Origin of the sequence: Anaeromassilibacillus sp. An200 (assembly GCF_002160025.1) — a bacterium.
In the GTDB taxonomy this organism is placed as follows: Bacteria; Bacillota; Clostridia; order Oscillospirales; family Acutalibacteraceae; genus Caccousia; species Caccousia stercoris.
In genome coordinates this window covers 1-718 of record NZ_NFJU01000138.1, presented here as the reverse complement: position 1 = coordinate 718, position 718 = coordinate 1, and the positions used below count along the sequence as shown (strand labels likewise).

Annotated in this window: 1 protein-coding gene; it reads right to left on the bottom strand. The window is 44.7% G+C overall.

Translation table 11 applies throughout. The features are described 5' to 3' along the window. Positions 1–254: 254 nt before the first annotated feature. On the bottom strand, positions 255–718 hold a 464-nt coding region (locus B5F35_RS18255), incomplete at its 5' end, for a GNAT family N-acetyltransferase (protein WP_087243099.1).

The following is a 718-nucleotide window of genomic DNA, read 5'->3' as shown; positions in this document are numbered from 1 at the left end:
GGGTTGCTTCGGTCTGCAAAATACGGCAATCGCATGAAGTATCAAATTGCAAAATCAGTCTAAGAAGCGTCATTCGAAACCCGCAGCTTCTGAAAGGTGCTATTTTTGACTATGTGGGGAACATCGTGGGGATCAAGTGGCTGACAAGGTGGCAAAGACTGGCTGGCACATCACGATGACCGGAAGTTAAGAACGGTAAGTTTATGAATAAGCGGCGACTTGGAGTACCAAGTCGCCGCTCTTGTATCAGTTATTCAATCTGTATGTGCAAATGTTGTTCCCAGACAAATATCAAATCCAAGTGCCTGATACATTTTCTCATCACACGGATCACAGCACACGGTTAGGCTTGCTATACCATTTTGCTTGCACCAGGTTTGTGCCGCTTGCGCTAATTTCCGCGCAAGTCCCTTGCCTCGAAAAACAGGCTCAATATAGAAATCTTCATAGATACCCGTATTCGAGCAAGAGAACGTGGAATAGCATGGAGCGACACTGCACATGCCAACAGCACGATAGCCACGTTTGGCGATAAAGAAGGTAATCTTCCCTTCTTTGACAGCTTGCTGAAGCTGCTTCTGATGTTTTTTTGTTAGGGGTTCTTCTCCGATTTCTTTTTTGAAACCATTTTCCAATTTTAAAAGCTGCCAATCTGTTGGGTCATTCAAAATTTCCACGGTGAAAGGCAGTTCATCTTTGGGAGGCAGAATCATCAACG